Origin of the sequence: Bacillus sp. CGMCC 1.16541 (assembly GCF_003184905.1) — a bacterium.
Classification (GTDB): domain Bacteria; phylum Bacillota; class Bacilli; order Bacillales; family Bacillaceae_H; genus Priestia.
On record NZ_KZ821206.1, the window covers coordinates 238,572 to 260,989 of the forward strand.

Sequence of the window (22,418 nt, forward strand, 5' to 3'; positions counted from 1 at the left end):
CTCCGATCAATTCAACAATATATAAATAAAGAGTATTGTCTTCTTTATTTGTCTATTTAGTTAAAGATAGTACTTACCGTTAAACAACTTTTACATTATATAAGTTTTTCGTTTTAACGTAAACCCGATATATTTTAACATAAAAAAAGAAGGAATGCGAAAAATCGACATCCTTCCCCATCAATTACCATCTTTGCATTTCTAGCCTTCATTTCTTTTGCTAGTAATATGAATTTCTTTTTGTTTAACATGCTCTTTAAACGTACGAGTAAAGATCACTTCACCTTCTGGCGTTGCTAAAAAGTACAGATAATCCGTTTTTGCTGGCTCTAACGTTGCTTTAATTGACATTTCACCTGCATTCGAAATTGGTCCAGGAGTGATACCCTTAACTTTGTACGTGTTATATGGAGAATCCACTTTCAAGTCTCCGTATAATACACGCTCTTTATGCTTCCCTAATGCATACAGCACGGTTGGATCTGTCTGCAAAGGCATTCCTTCATCAATTCGATTATAAAATACACTTGCAATCTTTTCGCGATCAACCTTTTGTGTCGCTTCTTCTTCAATAAGAGAAGCCATTGTTAGAAGCTGATGAGCAGTATAATCCTTTTCTTTCATATCTGCTTCATATTTTTGAATGACTTCATCTGTCTTTCCAATCATTGTGTCCAACATTTCTTCTAACGAAACATCTTTATTGTAAAAGGCATAAGTAGCAGGATAGAGGTATCCTTCTAACGCATATTTAATTTCTTCTTTGTTAACCTCGTCTGTGACCGTTTTAGGATATTTTTCTTTCATCTTGTTAATAAACGCTTCTGATTGTAGTTTATTTAACACATCTTCTTTTTTATAGGTGGTGTTTTGTTCAAAAATGGCTGCAATTTCACTTAGTTGTCTACCTTCGGGTACAACTAACTGAACATGAGGTGTACGAGTCACATCTCCTGATTTAATCATACCAATCATTTCGTTCACGTTCATAGAAGGCGAAAATACGTATGTTCCCGCTTGAAATCCTGAGATATTCTTTATCCTTACATATAACCGAAATACATCTTTATTTTTAATTAACTTTTCTTCCTCAAGTATTTGTCCAATTGACGCAGCTGAAGAGCCTTTTGGAATGACGACTTCTATCTCTTCGCCGCTTTTTTTCTCTACTGGTTTCAGTGCAGACTGAACATATAAAGCCCCTCCACCACCAAAGATTACAATAGCAAAGATTAATCCTATTATCCATTTCATTCGTTTTCGTTTAGGTCGTTCATTAAAGTTTTGTTGAGACAAGTAAACAACCTCCTCTCATGCGCATTATTATACTACAAATTATCTTATATTTCGTCATATTGATACAAGATAAATATGTTTTGCTATAATAAACTTTTTCCAAGCATAAAAATACCCTGCTAGTCCTAAACTAGCAGGGTATTTTTACACCTCTTACGCTTCTTCTTCATCAAGGAATGTGTTTAACATTTCCTCAATCATATCCCACTCTTCTTCTGTTTCAATTGGTTGAAGCTCTCCATCTTCGCCATTGTCACTTTCAACGAAAGCTGAAGCGTGAATTTCGATTTCATCATCGTCATCTTGTTCACTGCTCATTGGATAGTAAAGAACATACGATTTACCGAATTCTTCTGATTGGAATGTGAAAAGAACTTCACATAATTGTTCATTTCCGCTTTCATCTACAACTGTAATTTGTTTTTCGCCATGTGTTGACATTTCATTGCACCTCTTCTTTGTAGTAAAGTTATCGTTGTTAAGAAAGATAACTTATTTAACGTTTGTTTGGTCTTCTTTTATCTTGTTACGCTAGCTTTCTAGTTGCTAGCTGCACAAGGTAAACAGTCGCCTTCGCTTTTCTTACTGTCTAGCTACGGCTACTAGGCTTTCGGTCGTTTCACTTCTGATATTGAAACTAAAGAACAGTTTCCTTCTCAGAAGCTCCAACGCCTCTCAAGCCTAAACAGTCGCCTTCGCTTTTCTTACTGCTTACTGTCTAGGTAGCCTTGTAAGATCATGACAGCAGCCATTTTGTCGATTACTTTTTTGCGTTTTTTTCGACTAACATCAGCAGATAGTAATACTCGCTCTGCTGCCATTGTCGAAAGACGCTCGTCCCACATAATGGTCTCTATATTAAAACCTTTTTTGAGAAGTTCTGCAAATTGTAAGCATGCTTCTCCACGTGGACCCACTGTTCCATTCATGTTTTTTGGCAATCCAACAACAATCTTTTCAACCGAATATTGTTCAATTAATTCCTTCAATCTAGGAAGCGATTGCTTCATTTGATTTTCTGCCATTTTAATTGTTTCAATTCCTTGTGCTGTCCAGCCCATTTCATCACTAACAGCTACACCAATTGTTTTGGTGCCAACATCTAAACCAAGTACGCGCATTTATGAATCCTCTCGATGGTGTTTTAAATATGATTTAACTAGTTCTTCAATTAACTCATCACGTTCTAATTTACGGATGATGTTACGTGCATCTTGATGACGAGGAATATAAGCTGGATCTCCAGATAGTAGGTAACCTACAATTTGGTTGATCGGGTTATATCCTTTCTCTTGAAGAGCGTCATAGACAGTAAATAACACCTCATGTACGCTAGTGTCGGCTGAATCCTCAGGAAAATTGAATTTCATTGTTTGATCAAATGAACTCATCTTTTTCCACCTCACTCTCTTTTTAATCGACGCACTCTAATTCTGTTAACTCTTATTTATTATTGTACACCAAGAAAAGCGAGAATTAAACGGATTTCACCCATTCTTCTACAAATGCTAGTGCGTTATCGATTTGACTAGGGTCTTTACCACCTGCTTGTGCCATATCTGGACGGCCACCACCGCCACCGCCACAAATTGAAGCGACTTCCTTCACAAGCTTACCAGCATGATAGCCTTTATTCATTAAATCTTTTGTCACACCCGCAATAATATTGACTTTCCCGTCTTGTGCTGTTGCTAAAACAATCACTGCCGAACCTAACTTTTGTTTTAAGTCATCCATCATTGCACGAAGGTTATTCATATCTGTGCCATTGACTTTCGCAGCAAGTACGTTTACACCATCAATTTCTTTTACTTGATCAACAATACTTCCTGCTTCAATGTTGCTTAATTTTGTTGATAGTGATTCATTTTCACGTTGCAATTGACGGATTTCATCAAGCAGTCCTTCTACACGTGTCATAATATCGCGAGGGTTTGCTTTAATTTTTGCAGCTACTTCTTTTAACAATAGAACTTGATCATTCATTTGTTTGTAAGCTGCTTCACCCGTTACCGCTTCAATACGACGAGTTCCTGCTCCGATTCCTGATTCAGATACAATTTTAAATAAGCCAATAACAGATGTATTCGGTACGTGACAACCACCACATAGCTCTAAGCTATATTCGCCGACTTCAACAACCCGCACAACGTCTCCGTACTTCTCACCAAATAGAGCCATTGCTCCCATTGCTTTTGCTTCATCTAGTGACTTATTTGAAATTTCAACATCGATGCTGTTCCAAATTTGCTCATTAACAATTGTTTCAATTTTCTCGATCTCTTCTGGTGTTACTTGTCCAAAGTGAGAGAAATCGAAGCGCAAACGATCTGCTGTTACTAATGAACCTGCTTGGTTTACGTGTGTACCTAATACATCTTTTAACGCTTGGTGCAATAAGTGTGTTGCAGTATGATTTTTAACAATGTGGCTACGCTTTTCTTGGTGAATTTGAGCCGTGTATGTCTCACCTTTTGAAAGTGTTCCTTCTACAATCTCAACTGTGTGTAAATGCTGACCATTTGGCGCTTTTTGAACGTCTTTTACTGTTGTTTTTGTTGTGCCATTTTGAATGGTACCTCGGTCAGCTGTTTGCCCTCCACTTTCTGCATAGAAAGGCGTTTCTTTTAAGATGACTTGTACTTCTTGACCAGCATGAGCTTCTTCCACTAAGTCGCCACCTACAACAATTGCCTCAACGAATGTCTCAACAGTGTGCTTGTCATAGCCTACGAATGTACTTTCTACTTTTAAGTCACCTAGCATTCCACCTTGAACTTGCATAGAGCTAGAATCTTGACGAGCTGCACGAGCACGCTCACGTTGAGCTTCCATTTCACGCTCAAAACCTTCATGATCTACTTTCATACTCTCGTCTTCTGCATACTCTTCTGTTAATTCAACCGGGAAGCCATACGTATCATACAAGCGGAACACATCTGCTCCTTCAATTGTATCGCTACCTTTATCTTTTTCTTTCTTAATAACTGTCGCTAAAATTGCTAGCCCTTCATTTAATGTTTCATGGAAACGTTCTTCTTCATTTTTCATGACACGTTGAATAAACTCTGTTTTCTCTTTCACTTCTGGATAGAAGTCAACCATAATCTCAGCAACCACAGGAACTAATTCATACATGAATGGACGGTTGATGTTTAATTTCTTTGCATATCGAACTGCGCGGCGTAGTAAGCGGCGTAATACATACCCACGACCTTCATTTGATGGAAGAGCACCGTCTCCTACAGCAAATGTAACGGTACGAACATGGTCAGCAATCACTTTAAATGCGACATCTTTCTCAACATCAGTGCGATACTTTTCACCTGAGATGCTTTCCGTTGCTTCAATAATTGGCATGAATAGGTCTGTATCAAAATTCGTTGGCACGTCTTGAATAACGGATACCATACGCTCTAATCCCATCCCTGTATCAATGTTTTTCTTTGGAAGTGGGGTGTATGTGTGATCAGGGTTATGATTAAATTGTGAGAACACTAAGTTCCAAATTTCTAAATAACGCTCATTTTCTCCACCAGGGTAAAGTTCTGGATCATTTAGGTCATTTCCATATGATTCACCACGATCGTAAAAAATTTCCGTATTTGGACCACTGGGACCTTCACCAATGTCCCAGAAGTTTCCTTCTAAACGAATAATACGTTCTTTTGGAACACCCATTTTTTCATTCCAAATTTGAAATGCTTCTTCATCTTCTGGATGGATAGTAACCGATAATTTTTCTGAGTCAAAGCCAATCCACTTATCACTCGTTAAGAACTCCCAAGCCCACTCAATGGCTTCTTTTTTAAAATAATCGCCAATTGAAAAGTTCCCTAACATTTCAAAAAATGTGTGGTGTCGAGCTGTTTTTCCTACGTTTTCAATATCGTTTGTACGAATCGATTTTTGCGCATTGCAAATACGTGGGTTTTCTGGAACCACGCGACCATCAAAGTACTTTTTAAGTGTTGCAACCCCACTATTAATCCATAAAAGTGACGGATCTTCATGCGGAACGAGTGAAGCACTTGGTTCTACGTCATGCCCTTTTTCTTGAAAGAAATCTAAATACATTTGACGAACTTGAGCGGATGTCAATTGTTTCATTGATATAGCCTCCTGATAATAAAATGACTTTTTTGCATACAAAAAAACCCTCATCCCAAAACAGGGACGAGAGTTTTGCTCGCGGTACCACCCTGATTATGAACCATCTTCAACAAATGATTCATCACCTCAATAGCGTTAACGTAGCTAGCACGGCAGAGTTTATCTGCACTCCAGATTAGCGTTCTGTTACTCTTCACCTAGAACTCCTCTCAGCCATGGGAATTCCTCTCTGCAAAAGATGGGCTGTAACGTACTCGATCCTTCATCGATTTATAATTATGTAACGGTTTCTTATGGCGATATTATGACAAATTCCACATGCTTTGTCAATGTTTGAAGACATGTGTACGCAAATGTAAAATAGACACTTTTAATACAGATAAAATCGGTACAGCTAAAATAAGTCCTATGACCCCTCCTAGCTCTCCTCCTAACAAAAGGGCAAACATGATAAAAAGCGGATGAATATGTAAGCTTTTTCCGACAATTAAAGGTGAGAGAACATTTCCTTCTAAAAATTGAAGAGAAAATACAATACATAATACAACAATAACAAGTTTTGTCGAGACCGTAGCCGCAATAATCGCTGCTGGAATCGCGCCAATGATAGGCCCAAAATAAGGAATAATGTTTGTAATTCCAATGATTGTCCCTAGTAAAAGAGCATATGGAACATGAAAAAGCCATAGTGCTAGTGTTGCCACTCCACCAATAATTAAACAAACAAAAAACTGTCCTCGGATGTAGTTTCCTAACGATTCATTTACATCATGTAAGAACTGTTTTCCTGATTCATGCCATTTTGGCGGAGTTAAAAATGCTGCAGACTTTTTGATGAGTGTCACGTCTTTTAACATATAAAACACGATAAACGGAATGATGACAATAATAATAAACGCGTTAAGAAGAGATTTAACTCCCTCCATAATACGAACCAACAACGCTTCAACTGCTCGTTCAAGATCATCAATTCCTTGTTCAATTCGCTCATGAACTCCATTTGGCAGCGTTGACGTTCGTTCATGTATCTCTGTCATCCACTCTTTATATAAGCTTGTTAATTGAGGTAATTGCTCATTTAAATCTTTTAGCTGCATGAGAAAAAGCGGAAATCCCTTGTAAACACCATAACCAATTCCTCCAAAGAAAAACAAATAAATAATAAGAATCGCTAAAGGTCTAGGTAAACCGTTTTCGTGTATTTTTTCAATGATAGGATGAAGTAAATATGTAATAAAGGCTGCAATAAAGAAAGGAGAAATCGCTTTTAAAAACATGCTAACAAACGGCATCCATAGAAACTGTATTTTAAAGAAAACAAAAATACAAAGAAGAACGAGCAATAACACACCTAATCGATAAAACCACCTAAAAGATACTTCTCGCAACAAAATCCCTCCTCCAAAATAGTGTGTGCAAAAAGAAGGGATTATACATAAAAAAGCTAGGTAAGACGATCCCTACCTAGCTTTTCTCTACACTTAGCTTAACGAAATGTTTTCATCATACGCTTACGCATTTTTTTTACATTTCGCTTCGTGAGTAAGTCACGATCCTCTGCAACTTTATATGCATAAGCTCCAATTCCAAAGGCAACCATTGATGGAATAATTCGATTCATTGTACTTCCTCCCCTATAAAGGATTAAAAGTTAACTGAACGTTCATCTTCTGAAAATAAGTCATCTAATGAACTCAATGTTCCATCCTCTTCAACTTGATGGGTATTTACTTGTCCTTTTGAAATGGTCATTTCAATAAAGCAGTTCCAACAGTAATATTGATTGACCCCAATTTTTCCCACATCAATACTTTTACAATTCGGACACTTAAACAAAATGGACACCTCTTTTTCCGTTATCTATTAGTAACGCATTATGTCCACTTTCACCATTTTTATACGAAAGTTTGTACCGAATTGTTGTTGAAGAAATCAGAATGGGCGTTAAATAATTGTACAATCATTTAACTAACCTTATCGTATGGATAGTTACATGAAATCATACGGCGTAACGTTTTCCATGCCAATATTTGCATCTTTCATAAACGGAACTTCATCGTCTTCAATGTCATTATTGATTTGTTCTCCCAACAATTTCAATAAGTTTGTTTGTCTAATTCCATCATCATTACGCTTTACACTTAATTGAAACGCTTCTTCTTCTCCACACAGAATTAAAAATTGCTTACTTCTCGTTACAGCGGTATAAATTAAGTTTCTTCGCAACATGCGGTAATAACTTTTCACAATCGGTAGAACAACAATAGGGAACTCACTACCTTGCGATTTATGAATGGAACAACAATAAGCATGAGTAATTTGGTTAAAGTCTTGTTTTGTATAGGTCACTTCATTTCCATCAAATGAAATAATAAGCATATCTTGCTTTTCCGTATTTTCCTTTGCGTAAAAAACAGATACAACCTCACCCATATCTCCATTAAACACATTGCTCTCTGGCTGATTAACAAGCTGAAGTACTTTATCACCAGGACGGTAAATCACATCTCCATGCTTAATCTCACGCCGCTTTTCCTGTTTTGGATTAAATAATTCTTGTAATTCCACATTTAAACGATCAATGCCTGCTGGACCTCTATACATAGGCGCAAGTACTTGGATATCCTTTGGTGAATATCCTTTTTTAACAGCGTTTGCACAAACTTTTTTTACAACATCAGCAATTTGTGATGAATGGCATTTAATAAAAGACCGATCTCGCTGAGGCATAGCCAAATCTTTTGGCACAACTCCTTTTTTTATATCATGAGCAAGATCAATAATTGATGAACCTTCTGCTTGTCGATATACATCTACAAGTCGCACAGTTGGAATTGCGTTTGATTGCAATAAATCTTTCAACACTTGTCCAGGACCAACAGAAGGTAACTGATCTTCATCTCCCACTAAAATGACTTGTACGTCCATTGGCAACGATTTAAACAGCTGATGAGCTAACCATAGATCGACCATTGACACTTCATCGACAATTAACAGCTTGCCTTCAATTGGGTTATCTTCATTATGGTCAAAGCCTTCTTGACCATTCCACTTTAACAAGCGATGGATGGTCACAGCTGGTAATCCTGTCGCCTCACTCATTCTCTTTGCTGCTCTTCCGGTTGGTGCCACAAGTAATACAGGAAATACCTGATCTTTTTTATAATCTTTTGGATTTAAAGAACAACCGTGAAGTTCTGCATACAATTCGACGATCCCTTTTATAACCGTTGTTTTCCCTGTTCCTGGCCCCCCGGTTAACAATAACATTGGGGATTGTAAAGCCGTTTGAATCGCTTCTTTTTGGGAAGGTGCATACTGTACGTCCAAGCGCTCTTCTAAATCTCCTAAAGCAAGTAAAAATTCAGATTCTGGAAACTGATTCTCATACTGAGTTTGTGAAAGAATTTGTTGAATGGATTTTACTAACCCTTTTTCAGAGTAAAACAAAGGCGGGAAATAAACGCGCTCTTCGTCAACAATAATTTTTTTATCAGCTTTCAATCCTTCTATTTCACGAGTTAAATCTAGTTCGTCAATGTGGTCGGTTCGATTGTGTTGAAGAAGCTCTTTCGTACGAGCAAACAGCTGTTCCATCGTTATATATACATGTCCCATTTGATTGCATTCTTGTTCAATTACATATAAAGCTCCTGCACGCAGACGATCTGGATGGTTATTTGCCATTCCAAGTTTTCTACCGAGCTCATCGGCACGTGTAAAGCCTATTCCTTGAATATCTTCAACAAGTTGATACGGCTGATTTTGTACAACCTCTAACGCATCTTGTTTGTATGCTTGGAAAATTTTCATCGATAATTGGGGACCAAATCCATAATCCGTCAGCTTCACCATAATTTCTTCTAAGCCTTGATGCTCTCGAAGTTGACTCACTAAAGAATTCGCTTTATCTTCGGATAAACGCTTGACTTTTTTTAGTGAAGAAGGATCTTGCATGATTTTTAAAATCGCATTTTCACCTAGCGCGTCCACAATGTTTTCAGCAGTCTTTTTACCAATCCCTTCAAACAGATCACTTGATAAATATTGAATAACACCTTGCTTGGATTGAGGGATCTCTTTTTTGAATTGCTCGACTTGAAATTGCAGCCCAAACTTCGGATGATCTTTGAGATATCCATAAAAGGTATACAACTCATCTTCATGCAAACGAGGAAAGTAACCGGTGACTACTGCCTCTTTTTCATCAAGAGCGATGTTGGTTTCTTTTACACGAATGCGCGTGACATTATACAGATTTTCTTCGTTATGAAAGACAGTGACAATTGCGGTTCCTTTTATGTAATTGCGGTCATCTTGTAAAGGGTTCATTGTACGTTCATCCATGTAACTCACCCCTTTCCTCTATTACATGTCCTTAATGTTCTAACGTCGTTAAAACGTGTTTACCGTTACCAGCAAGCATATGATCTGGTTGTACATCTAGTGCGCGATCAAACATTTCAATTGCTTTCTCTTTCTCATCTTTCATAGCATATGCCACACCTAAATTGTAATAAGCATCAGCATGTTCAGGATCTTGTTCGACTACAACGTTTAGTTGTTCGATTGCCTCTTCCACCATTTCTAATTGTGCTAAGCATAATCCGTATTGAAAACGAGCTTCAACATCATGTTCGTTTAGTTCCACTGCTCGCTGGAGATACGGCAAAGCAAAACGCAACTGTTCATTATGGAACAATGTTAACCCAAGCATAAAATAAACATCAGAAGAATCTAACCCCTTTTTCATGGCTAACTCAAAGTAATGCTTCGCTTGTTCTAACTGATTTAAGTTAAAATATATGTTTCCTGCTCCATAATAGGCAGTGGCTACCGTATCATCAATTTCAATTGCACGTTCATAAAATTTTAACGCTCGGTCCATTTCATCTACAGCTGCCAATAAGTTACCAAAGTTTACATAAACAATAGGGTCTTTCGGATTTTCCTCAATCGCCTGCGAAAACACCTTTGCTGCTTCTTCAAACTTTCCTTCACGCATATATTCAATCCCTAATTGGTTTTTATCCGTCATCTAATCACTCCGTTATACTTTCTTATTATGTACAAACATAGACGTATGTCTAGTTTTACCCATTACGATTATAACATAAAGGGTAGGGTTTCTTAATAGCTACAAAATAGCCCCGCTATAAGGAAATAAAATAAAAATCACTACGGTTAAATCCCTAAAAAGGATGGATTTAACCGTAGTGATGATTCAGCGATTTATTAAAGCACCTTCTTCTCAGGAACTCCAATGCCCTATGAAGCTGAACAAGCTTGCTACACTTTTCTTTTTGTCTAGTTCCACAAGCTAGCTTCTACGGTCATTTCACTCCTTCCTGCGAAGTCAAAAAGCACCTTCTTCTCAGGAGCTCCAATGCCCTATGAAGCTGAACGAGCTTGCTACACTTTTCTTTTTGTCTAGCTGCGGCTCCTAGGCTTTCGGTCGGTTCACTTCTGCTACTGAAACTAAAAAGCAGTTTCCCTACCAGAAGCTCCAACGCCTCTCAAGCCTAAACAGTCCCCTCCGCTTTTCTATACATACCAAATTTGTTCATTGTTTTTGAAGACTTTGTCGATTGTGCCTCCGCCTAGGCATTCGTCTTCGTTGTAAAATACAACGGCTTGGCCAGGTGTGATAGCACGAATTGGTTCATGGAATATTACTTTCACTTGGTTGTCGTCAATTTTCTCAACCGTTACTTTATTGTCTGCTTGACGATAACGGAATTTCGCTGTGCATGTAAGTGGTTCGGTTAAGTCTTGTTGATTAACCCAACTGATATTTGTAGCAGTAATGAATTCAGAATAAAGCAACTCATTATGGAATCCTTGATCCACATAAAGAATGTTCTTATCTAAATCTTTTCCAACCACAAACCATGGCTCACCACTTCCACCAATTCCTAAGCCATGACGTTGACCAATTGTATAATACATTAAGCCATCATGTTTACCCTTTACTTCACCATCAAGCGTTTGCATCATGCCTGGCTGAGCAGGTAAATATTGACTTAAGAACTCTTTGAAGTTACGCTCTCCGATAAAACAAATACCTGTACTATCTTTTTTCGTTGCTGTGGCCAATCCTGCCTCTTTTGCAATTTCACGTACTTTCGATTTATCAATTTCACCAATTGGGAACATCACTTTTGATAGCTGTTCTTGCGTTAATTGATTTAAGAAATACGTTTGGTCTTTATTTTCATCAACACCACGCAGCATTTTATATTCGCCATCACGATAGGCAACACGCGCGTAGTGACCTGTCGCTAAATAGTCTGCTCCTAGTGTCATTGCATGATCTAAAAAGGCCTTAAACTTAATTTCTTTGTTACACATTACATCTGGATTCGGTGTTCTTCCTGCTTTGTATTCATCTAAGAAGTATGTGAACACTTTATCCCAATATTGTTTTTCAAAGTTGACTGCATAATATGGGATGCCAATTTGGTTACATACACGAATAACGTCGTTGTAATCTTCCGTCGCGGTGCACACACCGTTTTCATCTGTGTCATCCCAGTTTTTCATAAAAATTCCGATTACGTCATAGCCTTGTTGTTTTAATAGAAGAGCAGCAACTGAAGAATCAACTCCTCCACTCATTCCAACAACAACACGCGTATCTTTAGGTGCTTTTGTCAACTTCTCCACCTCCATTTGTTTATTTTTCAACTTATTTCGCAGCTGTTCAATCCTAATTGAAGAAGGCTTCCTGCGAAGTCAAAAAGCACCTTCTTCTCAGGACCTCCAACATCCTATGGACATGAACGAGCTTGCTACACTTTTCTTTCTGTCTAGTTTCGCAAGCTAGCTTCTACGGTCATTTCACTCCTTCCTGCGAAGTCAAAAAGCGACTTCTTATCAGGAGCTCCAATGCCCTATGAAGCTGAACGAGCTTGCTACACTTTTCTTGTTAACCGTTTGACGATTTTGGTTGTTTGGCGTGCTGCTTGTTCGATTTGTTCGCGTGTGTTACCTAAACCAAAGCTAAAACGGATAGATGATGCTAGGCGATCAGATCCTTTTCCAAACATCGCCACTAAGACATGTGACGGATCAATAGACCCTGCTGTACATGCTGAACCACTTGAAGCAGCAATACCAGCTAAATCAAGGTTTACTAGCATTGATTCCACATTTGTACCCGGAAATGAAACATTTAGTACGTGCGGTAATGCTTGATCCACGTGTCCATTAATTGAAAACGAAATGTCTTCTTCTTCAAACACATTGATCATAATTTGTTTGTATGCTTTATATTCATCTGCTCGTTTTTGCAGAGTATGTTGAGAGAGTTTAACAGCTTCTTCAAATCCTACAATGTTTGCGACATTTTCTGTACCAGCTCGTCTCTTACGCTCTTGTTCTCCACCGAAAAGTAGTGGTGACAGTGTCACAGAAGGCGATGCATATAAAAAGCCGATCCCCTTTGGTCCGTTTATTTTATGAGAAGAAACAGACAGAAGATCAACATCTAATTGTTGCACATTTAACGGAATTAATCCATAAGCTTGCACTGCGTCTGTATGAAAATAAGCTTGGTGTTTTTTCAAAATATCTCCAATTTCTTTAATTGGCTGAATAGTACCTACTTCATTGTTTCCATACATAATAGAGACAAGAATTGTTTGATCAGTTAAAGCTTGTTTTACATCCTCAACTGATACTTCACCCTTATCATTCACTGGCAAATAGGTAACGTGAAACCCTTGTTGCTCTAAATATTGACACGTGTGTAGTATAGCATGGTGTTCAACTTCAGTAGTAATAATATGACTTCCTTTATGGCGATTTGCTAACGCCACACCTGTTAACGCCATATTATCAGCTTCTGTCCCGCCACTTGTAAAGATAATCTCATTTGCATGTGCTCCGATACTTAATGCCATTGTGTGACGTGCTTCATCTAAAAAACGTCTGCTTTCACGCCCAAAGTGGTGAATACTCGATGGATTTCCAAACTGCTCATGCATAAACGTTGTCATTTTATCAATGACGGCTGGATGCATCGGAGACGTTGCTGCATGATCCACATAAATACGGTTCACTGTAATCACTCCTTTTTTTACTTTTATCCTGACCGTTTCTTTATAAAACCAATCTATTTTTCACGATAAACCTACAATAACTCAACCCTCTTTTTTTCTGAAGGTTGAGTTATAATTTGACGTGCTTTAAATATAAAACATGTAAGATTCTTGTTCACCATCTGAATAGTTAGCTAAATCTTCAAGTGTTGTACTGTTTAATACTTCTTTTACGGCATCGCGAATGCGAATCCAAAGCTCTCTTTTCGCTGGTTCTTCGTCTTCTAAACCTTCTACTGGACTGATTGGACCCTCTAGAACTGAAATGATGTCTCCAGCCGTAATGCTCGCAGGTTCATTTGCTAGAATATATCCACCATAAGCACCTCGTACGCTTTTAACTAAACCAGCATTACGCAGCGGTGAAATAAGCTGCTCTAAGTAATGTTCGGATAAATCGTGGGTTTGTGCAATTGTTTTTAGTGAGATAGGACCTTCTCCAAAGCGTTTAGCTAATTCAATCATGATTGTTAAACCGTAACGACCTTTTGTCGATATTTTCATGCTTGTACACCCCTTCTATGTCTCAAAGAATCTATTTTATTACTGAACATTTATAACATGATGACTTTCATAGAAACGACACGCCTCAATTAATTACCTCTAAAAAAAGAGATATGGATGTTGACATTATAACACACTATTCCTATCGGATGCATTTTAGCTTTTACTTCTACTATAATAGAAAGTATGGATAAAACGCTAGGAGAGATTAAAGATGACAAAAAAGCCACTTGCCTTTCGAATGCGCCCTACTCAATTAGAGGACGTAATTGGCCAACAACATTTAGTAGGTGAAGGTAAAATTATTCATCGCATGGTTAAAGCAAACCATTTAACGTCAATGATTTTATATGGGCCACCAGGAACGGGGAAAACAACGATTGCGACCTCCATTGCTAAAACTACAAACACAGCTTTCCGACAATTAAATGCTGTGGTTAATAATAAGAAAGATATGGAGATTGTAGCGGAAGAAGCAAAAATGTCCGGTAAAGTCATTTTGCTTCTTGATGAAGTTCATCGTCTAGATAAAGCAAAACAAGACTTTTTGCTACCTTACCTTGAAAACGGCATGATTATTTTAATTGGCGCTACTACAAGTAACCCTTATCACGCAATTAATCCGGCTATTCGAAGTCGCTGTCAAATTTTCGAGTTAAAACCACTTGAACCAGAAGATATAAAAATCGCTTTAAATCGGGCAGTCGAAGATTCTACACAAGGATATGGAAGTCATCATGTGCGTATGGAAAACGATGCGATGAATCACTTTGCAACAGGATGTAATGGAGATGTGCGAGCTGCTTTAGGCGCGCTCGAATTAGCCATTTTATCTACAGAACCAAACAAAGATGGTGAAGTCGTGATTTCACTTACAATCGCTGAAGAGTGCTTGCAGAAGAAGTATTTTAGCCATGATAAAGGCGGAGATGCTCATTATGACGTGTTATCTGCATTTCAAAAGTCGATCCGAGGCAGTGATGTGAATGCTGCTCTCCATTACTTAGGACGTTTAATTGAGGCTGGTGACTTAACGAGCATTAATAGACGATTACTTGTTATTGCTTACGAAGACATTGGACTTGCAAACCCACAAGCAGGACCTCGTACACTCTCTGCCATTGAAGCGGCTGAACGACTTGGATTTCCTGAAGCACGAATTCCACTTGCTAATGCAGTCATTGAGTTATGTTTGTCACCGAAGTCGAATTCTGCTTATAAAGCACTGGATGAAGCCATTTCAGATATCAAAAAAGGACGAGCAGGTGAGATACCTGCTCACTTAAAAGATGCTCATTATAAAGGGGCAAATCAGTTAGGTCGTGGCCTTGACTATTTATATCCTCATGATTATGAATCAGGGTGGGTCAAACAACAATATTTGCCTACTTCAATCAAGAATAAAAAATACTATGCTCCGAAGCAGACTGGAAAGTTCGAACAAGCTCTAGCACAAATTTATAACAAATTAAACCAATAACAACGCATGTACACATGGTGAAATCATTGCCATGTGTATTTTGTTTATTCAGCGCCCTACCTTATTTACTAGATGTATAGACAATTACACAATTGGTAAGCATAGAAAAGGTTATTTAAAACGACGAGACTTTTAAAAATAGGAGTTGATAGAATGAAAGTGAGGCAAGATGCTTGGACTCACGAAGATGATGTGCTCCTAGCTGAAACCGTATTACGCTATATACGAGATGGCGGCACACAGTTAGCAGCATTTGATGAAGTTAGTGATCAATTAAACCGAACATCTGCAGCCTGTGGATTTAGGTGGAACGCGGAAGTTCGTCAAAACTATCATAAAGCCATTGCTTTAGCAAAAAAACAACGAAAAGAGCGAAAAAGGATAATCGCCAGCTCAAGTTCAGTAAAACAAAAACAAACCGTCTCTCATTTTGCAAAAGAGAGTCACCCTTCAGCCTATTCTTTTCAAGATATTATTCACTATTTAACGACAATTCAAAATGACACAGAAACTCTGCAACAAGCGCAACTCGAAAATAAGCGACTAAAAGAAGAACAAATGGACTTACAAAAAAGAAACAAACAGTTAGTAGAGAAAGCGACTCACTTATCTCAACAACAAACGACCATCCACGAAGAGTATGCAGCATTACTAAAAATTATGGAGCACGCTCGAAAAGCTGTACTATTCGATGAGAAAGAACCTTCACCCAAACAAGAATTTGAGAGATAAGTCAATCAAACGCAAAAGAGAATAGTGATACAACACATCCCTTGTCCTTTTATCCGTTTTGACTAGATGTTGGTGACAAGGGATGCTTTAACTTGAATCAAACAGAACACTCTCTACCTCATTTGATTCAACTTATTCTTTTTATTCATCACCTACACGGCGAACTGCAATGCTTGATAATAATTCATTAATAACATGACCAGCCATAATTAAGCCAGCAACCGACGGAACAAATGCATTGGATGAAGGTGGCATTTTTGCTTTACGAATTTGAGCTTGATCGTTACCAACTTCTTTACGAATGTCTTCACGAATAACAATCGGACGCTCATCAGAAAAGACAACGTTGATTCCTTTGCGGATTCCCTCTTTACGTAAACGTGTACGAACCACTTTTGCAATTGGGTCTGTATGGGTTTTAGAGATGTCAGCAATACGGAAACGCGTTGGGTCCATTTTGTTCGCAGCACCCATACTCGAAATCACGGGAATATCTCGCTTCAAACACTCTTTCATTAAATGAATTTTATATGAAATCGTATCAGACGCATCGACTACAAAGTCTGGCTTATAGCTGAAAAATTCTTCGTATGTTTCTTCTGTATAAAACATTTTTAATGAAATGACTTCACACTCTGGATTAATATCCGCAATACGGTCCTTCATTAAGTCTGCTTTTGGCTTTCCAACCGTCGATAATAACGCATGAATTTGACGATTCACATTTGTAATGTCTACATCATCTTTATCCACCAAAATGAGGCGACCCACACCAGAACGTGCCAGTGCTTCTGCGGAAAAAGAACCTACGCCCCCAATACCTAAAATCGCTACTGTACTTCCTTTTAATATATCTAAGCCTTCTTTACCGATAGCTAACTCATTACGCGAAAATTGATGTAACATGTCGTGTAACACTCCGCCTTTCATCTATATTGATCCACTGTCATATGATGATAGCTTTCCCTTTTCTATGATCAGCAAACAATTAAACCTAGTCATTTATACACGAATTAGAATATATCACATTTTTCATGAAAAGCAAGTAATTCTCTAGGTTTTCTTATGAAAACATCAAAAACAAAACCCTATGCATCGTACATGCATAGGGTAGATCATTCATCCATATGTATAGTCCCAATCGTGCCGTCCTACATACCAGTGTTTTGAACCCGCTCTCGGCAGGTGGGTGCTCTGCTTCAACCATTGTAAGTCCTTTAGATAAAGGCATGTACGCTAATTAAAAACTCCGAGCTCCCAATCAAAAAATGTTAGGTCAAAATAAAAGGAATGATGACGAACACATCAGGACTATTTGATTCTTGAATGTATCTTATCATAGAAAATTTCACTTTGCAATCAGATCGATTGTCTCATTTTCAAAACAGCTGTTTACACTTTTTGAACAATGGTTATTCGCCTTTTTTCTTCGTAATCGCAAGGTTTAATTCTTGTAATTGTGCCTCACTTACTTCACCTGGTGCATCTGTTAATAAACAACTTGCACTTGCAGTTTTAGGGAACGCAATTGTATCACGTAAGTTTGTGCGACCTGCTAATAGCATCACAAGACGATCAAGACCTAAGGCAATTCCACCATGAGGAGGAGTTCCATACTCAAATGCTTCAAGTAAGAATTCAAATTGCTCATATGCTTCTTCTGTTGTAAACCCTAATGTTTTGAACATTTTCTCTTGAATATCACGCTCATAAATACGCAACGAGCCACCACCAAGTTCATATCCATTTAACACTAAATCATATGCTTGCGCACGTACTTTACCTGGCTCGCTATCTAAATAAGGTAAGTCTTCACGAACAGGCATTGTAAATGGATGGTGAGCTGCGTAATAACGGCCTTCTTCTTCATCATGCTCAAGTAACGGCCAGTCCGTTACCCATAAGAAATTAAATTTCGACTCATCGATTAAGCCTAATTCTTTTCCTAATTTTAAACGAAGTGCTCCTAATGCATCCGCAACAATAGACGTTTTATCTGCAACAAATAATAATAAGTCACCAGCTGAAGCTTGTAACGTGTCCATAAATTGCTTTTGTTCTTCTTCATTAAAAAACTTTGCAATCGGACCTTTTAATCCGTCTTCTTCTACTTTTAACCACGCTAACCCTTTCGCACCATAAACAGCTACAAATTCTGTTAGCGCATCAATGTCTTTACGTGAGTAGTTTGCAGCAGCACCTTTTACATTGATTGCTTTTACTTGACCACCGTTTTGAACCGCACCGCTGAACACTTTAAATCCACAATTTTGAACAAGCTCTGATAAATCAACTAATTCCATTTCAAAACGTGTATCAGGCTTATCTGAACCATAACGGCTCATTGCTTCATCATAAGACATACGAGGGAATGGTGTTGTCACTTCCACACCTTTTGCGTCTTTCATCACTTTTTCCATCATTTGCTCTGTTAATGTCATGATTTCTTCTTGTGTTAAGAATGATGTTTCAATGTCAATTTGCGTGAATTCTGGCTGACGGTCTGCACGTAAATCTTCATCACGGAAGCAACGTGCGACTTGATAATAACGCTCAAAGCCACTTACCATTAAAAGTTGTTTAAAAATTTGCGGTGACTGTGGCAATGCATAAAACTCGCCTTCATGCACACGACTTGGCACTAAATAGTCACGAGCTCCTTCTGGCGTGCTTTTTGTTAAGATTGGTGTCTCTACATCTAAGAAGCCATTGTCATCTAAAAAGTTACGAATTGTTTTTGTAACGTCATGACGCATTTTAAACGTATTAAACATTTCTGGACGACGAAGGTCTAAATAGCGATATTTCAAACGTACATCTTCAGATACATCCGTGTTATCAGCGATTGCAAACGGCGGTGTTTTCGCTTTGTTTAACACGTTAATTTGCTCTGCATGCACTTCAATCTTTCCTGTTTTCAAGTTGTCATTAATCGTAGTTGCTTCTCTTGCCACAACTGTTCCTTCAATATGTAGAACATATTCATTGCGAACATCTTCCGCCATTTTTAATGCATCTCCTGATGTTTCAGGGTTAAACACCACTTGCACAATACCTGTTCGGTCACGTAAATCGATAAAGATAAGTCCGCCTAAATCACGGCGCTTTTGAACCCATCCTTTTAGCTTAATGCTTTCCCCAATCGCTTTTTCTGTTACTTCTCCACAAAAGTATGATCTTTCTAACATGGTTGCTCCTCCTTAGCGTTGTAATGCTTCTAAATGTTGTACTAATGAATCAATTGACACTTCAACTTGTTCACCTGATTGCATATCCTTCACGTTCACGACGTTCTTTTGAAGTTCATCGTCACCTAGTACAATCACATATTTTGCTTCATGACGATCAGCTGCTTTAAACTGTGCTTTTACTTTTTTATCTTGGTAATCCTTTTCGGCAACATAACCAGCTGCACGTAATGTATTCACAATCGAAACAGATTTATCTTTTGCTGCATCTCCTAGTGTCACCACGTAGCAATCTACACCTTTTGAAATCGGAAGCTCAACTCCCTCTGCTGCTAGAGCTGATAATAAGCGCTCAATACTTAATGCAAAACCAATCCCCGGTGTTTCAGGTCCTCCGATGCTTTGTACAAGACCGTTATAACGACCTCCACCACAAAGTGTTGTAATGGCACCGAATCCTTCTGCTTCACTCATTAATTCAAAAGCAGTATGGTTGTAATAATCTAGACCACGAACCAAGTTAGGATCTACGACAAATTTGATATTTAAGTCTGTTAAATATTGTTGTACTTTTTCGAAATACTCTCTTGAATAATCATTTAAGTAATCAAGAATGGATGGAGCTGTTGTCATTAGCTCGTGATCACGATCTTTTTTACAATCTAAAATGCGAAGCGGGTTTTTCTCAAGACGACTTTGACAATCTGAGCAAAATTCATCAATACGTGGAGAGAAATGATTAATTAACGCTTGACGGTGGGCTTGACGACTTTCTGTATCACCTAAGCTATTCACTACAAGCTTTAACTTTTTCAGCCCAAGCGATTGATAATACTGCATTAATAAAGCAAGAACTTCTGCATCAATGGCCGGATCGTTGCTTCCTAGAGCCTCAACTCCAAATTGAACGAATTGACGAAACCGACCTGCTTGCGGACGCTCATAACGGAACATTGGTCCGATGTAAAATAATTTCGTCGGTTGATTTGCTTCTCCGTGCATTTTATGTGTCACATAAGAACGAGTCACCGCTGCTGTTCCTTCAGGACGAAGGGTTAAGCTACGTCCTCCTCGATCTTCAAATGTGTACATTTCTTTTTGAACAACATCAGTCGTTTCACCAACACCTCGTTGAAATAACTCAGTGTGTTCAAAGATTGGTGTACGAATTTCTTGATAGTTAAATGCACGACAGATTTCACGTGCTTTTTGTTCCACAAACTGCCAATACTCAACCGTTCCCGGTAAGATATCTTGTGTTCCTCTTGGTATTTGAACTGACATAATTCTTCTATTCCTCCAATGTAACGAGTTTATATTTTATAAATAAGCAAATGAGTTCACGATTTTTGAGCAAACAAAAAAACTCCCACCCCTACGAAACGTAGGGACGAGAGTTTTCTCGTGGTACCACCCTAATTGAAGCACAAAAATACGTACTTCCACTCAATTCGTTAACGTACGAAAACGTTCATCTCCTACTAAGAAAAAATCGTTTCAGAGTGAAACCTCCAGAGTGTTCATTCAGTAAGTCATCATGTAGAAATGCTTTCAGCCTAGGGCATTTCTTCTCTTTGCATGTGTACTCTTACTTACTTTTCTCCTTCAAAGGCTCTATTGATATGAATATGTATATATGAACTCGACCTCTTAACAGGTCTTCATCAGGAAAATTGCATAAATCAATTGTCTACTATATTACGAATGAAATGAGGCATTGTCAAGCACCTTTCGCTATTATGAACGATTTAAATGCTTTCGCAATTTTTGTACATCTCGCAGTGAAAGACCAAATTCTGATGCTAATTCGATTGACGAGGCTTCTGTTTCTTTTTCAACAAAATCATGAAAGTTCACACCAAATAATTGGTTTCCTTGTTGATACGAATACTCACCTTTTTCACTAAACTTCATTAAAAATTCCTTCTTTCTTATGATAAGATGACTAAACCATTGGCACATATACTACATAGCATGTCCAACTTTTATTCATTCTTTCACCTTAAAAGGAATTTTTTATGTAACAGCGAATAGTAGAAAGTAGTTTATTTTTTTCAAACAAGGAGATTTCATAATTGTGAAAAAACGTTTGGTGAAGTTAACGATTTGTTTCATTTTAGGCGCCCTCTCCTGTTTTTTATCATCTTATAATAAAAAAGAACCTTCTACTGTTTTTCACGTAGTGGTCACAGCAGACTTATTGAATGTACGCAAAGGACCAGGTATTTCTTTTCCAATCACCGATCAAGTCAAGACAAACACAACCTTTTCAGTATTAGACACACAAGGAGAATGGTATGCCATTGAATTAGAAAAGCGCACAGGATGGATTTCAAGTCGGCACGTCGTAAAAACGAGTGCATCTACTCTATCTCCTCATCAGCAAGAAGCTCGTGCAGTTGTGAAACCTACCTATGAATCAGACATTCTACAAAGTAAGACGATTGTGTTAGATGCTGGTCACGGTGGGAACGATAAAGGAGCCATTGGTATTCAAGGTACGTACGAAAAGGATTTAACCCTGCGCACAGTGCTGATGCTTGAAAAGAGATTAAAGGAGGCAGGGGCCACCGTTTTGTTAACTCGGCAAGACGATTCAGCGTACGCTCTTTCCAATCGCGTGTTACAATCACGTACGTCTAACGCTGATGCTTTTTTAAGTATTCATTACAATAGCATTGAAAACGCTAAAACGGAAGGAATCATGACTTATTATTACAAAGAAAAGCGTGATTACTTACTTGCTTCTCATATTCAAGAACAACTTATCTCTTCTACTTTTCTCTCTGACAAAAAAGTTCGGTTTGGTGACTATTATGTATTAAGAGAAAATAACAAGCCTAGTGCTTTAATTGAATTAGGATTTTTAAGCAACAGAAACGAAGAAACCTATATTAACTCCTTAGCTTATCAACGTACCATTACAACATCGATTATAGAGGGTCTAATTTACTACTTTACCGAACGCTCTGAACCATCAAATTAACGTGTACATCAGTACTG

20 protein-coding genes, 1 other RNA gene and 1 other annotated feature are annotated in these 22,418 nt (G+C 38.1%); of the genes, 3 read left to right on the top strand and 18 right to left on the bottom strand.

Annotated elements, in window-relative coordinates:
• Nucleotides 1-201 precede the first annotated feature (201 nt).
• From mltG to cymR, 13 genes are all read right to left on the bottom strand, one after another.
• On the bottom strand, nucleotides 202-1,296 hold the full coding sequence (gene mltG, locus DIS06_RS01290; protein ID WP_110111433.1) for an endolytic transglycosylase MltG: 1,095 nt from the start codon (nucleotides 1,294-1,296) through the stop codon (nucleotides 202-204).
• Nucleotides 1,297-1,449: 153 nt separating this feature from the next.
• A complete protein-coding gene (locus DIS06_RS01295; protein ID WP_110111434.1) occupies nucleotides 1,450-1,737 on the bottom strand; it encodes a DUF1292 domain-containing protein in 288 nt (95 codons plus the stop codon).
• A gap of 263 nt (nucleotides 1,738-2,000) precedes the next feature.
• Nucleotides 2,001-2,417, bottom strand: coding sequence for a Holliday junction resolvase RuvX (ruvX, locus tag DIS06_RS01300; RefSeq protein WP_110111435.1), 417 nt, complete (start codon nucleotides 2,415-2,417; stop codon nucleotides 2,001-2,003).
• Nucleotides 2,418-2,687, bottom strand: coding sequence for an IreB family regulatory phosphoprotein (locus DIS06_RS01305; RefSeq protein WP_110111436.1), 270 nt, complete (start codon nucleotides 2,685-2,687; stop codon nucleotides 2,418-2,420).
• A gap of 85 nt (nucleotides 2,688-2,772) precedes the next feature.
• A complete protein-coding gene (gene alaS / locus DIS06_RS01310) occupies nucleotides 2,773-5,406 on the bottom strand; it encodes an alanine--tRNA ligase (RefSeq protein WP_110111437.1) in 2,634 nt (877 codons plus the stop codon).
• 329 nt (nucleotides 5,407-5,735) lie between these two features.
• A complete protein-coding gene (locus tag DIS06_RS01315) occupies nucleotides 5,736-6,797 on the bottom strand; it encodes an AI-2E family transporter (protein ID WP_110111438.1) in 1,062 nt (353 codons plus the stop codon).
• A gap of 98 nt (nucleotides 6,798-6,895) precedes the next feature.
• Nucleotides 6,896-7,030, bottom strand: a complete 135-nt coding sequence (locus tag DIS06_RS01320; RefSeq protein ID WP_110111439.1) for a YrzQ family protein — start codon at nucleotides 7,028-7,030, stop codon at nucleotides 6,896-6,898.
• A 23-nt stretch (nucleotides 7,031-7,053) separates the two neighbouring features.
• Nucleotides 7,054-7,245: a hypothetical protein gene (locus DIS06_RS01325; RefSeq protein WP_110111440.1), complete on the bottom strand. Its 192-nt coding sequence runs from the start codon at nucleotides 7,243-7,245 to the stop codon at nucleotides 7,054-7,056.
• A gap of 153 nt (nucleotides 7,246-7,398) precedes the next feature.
• The gene (recD2, locus tag DIS06_RS01330) at nucleotides 7,399-9,756 is read right to left on the bottom strand and encodes an SF1B family DNA helicase RecD2 (RefSeq protein WP_110111441.1); all 2,358 of its coding nucleotides are present in this window, start codon (nucleotides 9,754-9,756) and stop codon (nucleotides 7,399-7,401) included.
• A 31-nt stretch (nucleotides 9,757-9,787) separates the two neighbouring features.
• Entirely contained in the window at nucleotides 9,788-10,447 is a 660-nt protein-coding gene (locus DIS06_RS01335; protein WP_110111442.1) for a tetratricopeptide repeat protein, read from the bottom strand.
• Nucleotides 10,448-10,953: 506 nt separating this feature from the next.
• A complete protein-coding gene (gene mnmA / locus DIS06_RS01340) occupies nucleotides 10,954-12,066 on the bottom strand; it encodes a tRNA 2-thiouridine(34) synthase MnmA (RefSeq protein ID WP_110111443.1) in 1,113 nt (370 codons plus the stop codon).
• Nucleotides 12,067-12,323: 257 nt separating this feature from the next.
• Complete coding sequence (locus tag DIS06_RS01345) at nucleotides 12,324-13,472, bottom strand: cysteine desulfurase family protein (protein WP_110111444.1); 1,149 nt, start codon at nucleotides 13,470-13,472, stop codon at nucleotides 12,324-12,326.
• A gap of 126 nt (nucleotides 13,473-13,598) precedes the next feature.
• On the bottom strand, nucleotides 13,599-14,015 hold the full coding sequence (gene cymR / locus DIS06_RS01350) for a cysteine metabolism transcriptional regulator CymR (protein WP_110111445.1): 417 nt from the start codon (nucleotides 14,013-14,015) through the stop codon (nucleotides 13,599-13,601).
• Nucleotides 14,016-14,229: 214 nt separating this feature from the next.
• On the opposite strand from cymR, the gene DIS06_RS01355 reads away from it, so the two are divergent.
• Both DIS06_RS01355 and DIS06_RS01360 read left to right on the top strand, forming a co-directional pair.
• Complete coding sequence (locus DIS06_RS01355) at nucleotides 14,230-15,495, top strand: replication-associated recombination protein A (RefSeq protein ID WP_110111446.1); 1,266 nt, start codon at nucleotides 14,230-14,232, stop codon at nucleotides 15,493-15,495.
• A gap of 153 nt (nucleotides 15,496-15,648) precedes the next feature.
• Nucleotides 15,649-16,227, top strand: a complete 579-nt coding sequence (locus DIS06_RS01360; protein ID WP_110111447.1) for an RsfA family transcriptional regulator — start codon at nucleotides 15,649-15,651, stop codon at nucleotides 16,225-16,227.
• A 141-nt stretch (nucleotides 16,228-16,368) separates the two neighbouring features.
• Here DIS06_RS01360 and DIS06_RS01365 read toward each other — a convergent pair whose 3' ends face one another.
• From DIS06_RS01365 to DIS06_RS01385, 5 genes are all read right to left on the bottom strand, one after another.
• Nucleotides 16,369-17,133 carry a tRNA threonylcarbamoyladenosine dehydratase gene (locus tag DIS06_RS01365; RefSeq protein WP_110111569.1) on the bottom strand — a complete coding sequence of 255 codons (765 nt, stop codon included), beginning with the start codon at nucleotides 17,131-17,133 and terminating at the stop codon, nucleotides 16,369-16,371.
• A gap of 224 nt (nucleotides 17,134-17,357) precedes the next feature.
• A non-coding RNA gene (ssrS, locus tag DIS06_RS01370) (6S RNA) lies at nucleotides 17,358-17,542 on the bottom strand.
• A 97-nt stretch (nucleotides 17,543-17,639) separates the two neighbouring features.
• Nucleotides 17,640-19,415, bottom strand: a complete 1,776-nt coding sequence (gene aspS / locus DIS06_RS01375; protein WP_110111448.1) for an aspartate--tRNA ligase — start codon at nucleotides 19,413-19,415, stop codon at nucleotides 17,640-17,642.
• 12 nt (nucleotides 19,416-19,427) lie between these two features.
• The gene (gene hisS, locus DIS06_RS01380) at nucleotides 19,428-20,699 is read right to left on the bottom strand and encodes a histidine--tRNA ligase (RefSeq protein ID WP_110111449.1); all 1,272 of its coding nucleotides are present in this window, start codon (nucleotides 20,697-20,699) and stop codon (nucleotides 19,428-19,430) included.
• 99 nt (nucleotides 20,700-20,798) lie between these two features.
• Nucleotides 20,799-21,033: a binding site (T-box leader), on the bottom strand.
• Nucleotides 21,034-21,152: 119 nt separating this feature from the next.
• Nucleotides 21,153-21,329, bottom strand: a complete 177-nt coding sequence (locus DIS06_RS01385; RefSeq protein WP_110111450.1) for an RNA polymerase subunit sigma-70 — start codon at nucleotides 21,327-21,329, stop codon at nucleotides 21,153-21,155.
• Between the two features lie 163 nt (nucleotides 21,330-21,492).
• Between DIS06_RS01385 and DIS06_RS01390 the strand changes: the two genes are divergently transcribed.
• Nucleotides 21,493-22,401, top strand: a complete 909-nt coding sequence (locus DIS06_RS01390) for an N-acetylmuramoyl-L-alanine amidase family protein (RefSeq protein WP_110111451.1) — start codon at nucleotides 21,493-21,495, stop codon at nucleotides 22,399-22,401.
• The last annotated feature ends 17 nt before the right edge of the window (nucleotides 22,402-22,418 follow it).